This window comes from Microtetraspora sp. AC03309 (assembly GCF_020826795.1).
In the GTDB taxonomy this organism is placed as follows: Bacteria; Actinomycetota; Actinomycetes; order Streptosporangiales; family Streptosporangiaceae; genus Microtetraspora; species Microtetraspora glauca.
The window spans coordinates 1-1,352 of sequence record NZ_JADDIL010000200.1 but is presented as its reverse complement, the minus strand read 5'-3'; the positions used below and the strand labels follow the sequence as shown (position 1 = coordinate 1,352).

At 63.7% G+C, this 1,352-nt stretch carries 2 protein-coding genes; one reads left to right on the top strand and one right to left on the bottom strand.

Annotated elements, in window-relative coordinates; genetic code table 11:
• Positions 1-270: DUF1942 domain-containing protein (locus IMZ11_RS42270; protein ID WP_228649159.1), on the bottom strand; the 270-nt coding region annotated here is incomplete at its 3' end.
• A gap of 282 nt (positions 271-552) precedes the next feature.
• On the opposite strand from IMZ11_RS42270, the gene IMZ11_RS42265 reads away from it, so the two are divergent.
• On the top strand, positions 553-813 hold the full coding sequence (locus IMZ11_RS42265; RefSeq protein WP_061262332.1) for a heavy-metal-associated domain-containing protein: 261 nt from the start codon (positions 553-555) through the stop codon (positions 811-813).
• The last annotated feature ends 539 nt before the right edge of the window (positions 814-1,352 follow it).

Here is a 1,352-nt window from a genome sequence, read left to right as displayed (position 1 = left end):
CGGTGACACCGCGTACATGTTGGGAATGATGGGCGTCACAGTGCCGGTCACTGCCTCAACGGTGACGTCGGCTTCCCACAACCGCCCCGCAGGCGCGTAGCCCGCGACGGGACCGGCGCTGGCACGCAGCCCCGATACCGACCACTCACCGACGACAGCTCCGTTGGCGTCGACCAACCGTTGTGACGCGCCGAAACGGTGCGGGCACGGATCAGACGCCGCCGCTGCGCTGGGTGCACCGGCGAGGCCAAGAATGACAAAGAGGAGCATCGCGGCCACGGCGGCGAGCTTTGGTGGATTACGCACGAGTGCAGGCCTTTCGCTGATGAGAAACTCTCGGGACAGCCTATCTACGGACTAACGCCGTAGCAATTGCCGTTCCGGGCGCCACCGCGCCAACCGCACTGTCGGCACGGTCCGGCCCGAAAATACCTCCTCGGGAGCGGAATTCACCGCCAGAACCCGGCCGGATTCACTCACTTGTCGCTATACACCACGGGGGTATATAGTCAACCGTTATATACCCTGCAGGGGTATAGAAAGGATGCTCCGATGACGGTTACCGAGTTTCAGGTGTCGGGTATGACATGCGGCCACTGCGAGCAGTCGGTTCGCGAAGAGGTCGCCAGCGTAGGTGGGGTCAAGCAGATTGAGGTCAGCGCCACCACCGGTCGGCTCGTGGTCAACAGCGCAGCGCCTGTTGCAGACGAAGCGATCGTGGCCGCAGTCAGGACGGCCGGCTACGACGCGGTCCGTGCGGCTGGCGCACCTACTCCCCCGGCTTCGACAGCCTCGTCGTGCGGGTGCTGCTAGACCAGCGCTGCCCGCATCGTTGAGCTGCTGGCGGTGCGCCGCAAAGGGGATCTCGCACGCGGGTTAACGGCGAATCTGACACGCCTACTTGCGCACAAGGGAACGGCCGCTGCGCTCCCAGACCGGGGTGCCACCATCTCACTCAATCACATCGCGATTAGCGTGGCTGCGGCGTTCTCGCACAGCCTGTGCCCCCGAAAGGACTCGTCGATGAACACCGAGACTCCAGCCTCGACCGCACGCCTGCTGCGAATTGCCCGGCACCCGCTCACCCGAACAGTTGCACGGTGCGTTCTATGGTGCGCCGTGCACTCTCGATCCCATGCTCGCGGCAGTGGTCACGTGACGCAGTGTTGTCCATAGAGCGTTGTCCAAAAGAGTCGCCAGGAACCGAAAACCTCACTGGCTAGACTTGATTCGGTGGGCCTCGTCAGACTGTCGAACCCATTTTGTGTCCGACCCGGGAGTACTGACCCGCGCTGGCCGGGGTTGGCGTCACGTTCAGAGCACCGCTTGGAGCAGGTAGAGAGCTGCGGTTG